Here is a 399-nt window from a genome sequence, read left to right on the forward strand (position 1 = left end):
CGACCAATATCAGTTCCTAATACGCTAATAATTGGTCTTATAAGCACTTTTGGTAATGAAAGCTTTTTATTTTTAGGGGCGAATTTATCAAAAATAATTATTTTTCCTTCGTTCTTTAAAACTCTCGCGATTTCTTGAAAACATTTATTAGCATCTGGTACAACGGAAAGTATTAGATTTGCTACTACATAGTCAAAAGATTCATCTTCAAAAACCATATTTTGAGCATCCATCTCTAAAAATTTAATCGTGGAATCTTTGAACTTTGTTTTTGCCTTTTCAAGCATATCAGGTGAATAATCAATGGCTGTGATATCTAAGTCAGAGTAATTGATTAACTCTAAATCAGCTCCCGTTCCTATGCCAACAAACAAGATTTTTTGTTCTCTATTAAAGGGT

1 protein-coding gene is annotated in these 399 nt (G+C 31.6%); it reads right to left on the reverse strand.

The window, feature by feature from the left end; translation table 11 throughout:
• A partial coding sequence (locus BAA9072_RS23985; protein ID WP_201717051.1) for a class I SAM-dependent methyltransferase occupies window positions 1-399 on the reverse strand: 399 nt, incomplete at both ends.

The sequence above is a fragment of the Rossellomorea arthrocnemi genome (assembly GCF_904424705.1).
Classification (GTDB): domain Bacteria; phylum Bacillota; class Bacilli; order Bacillales; family Bacillaceae_B; genus Rossellomorea; species Rossellomorea arthrocnemi.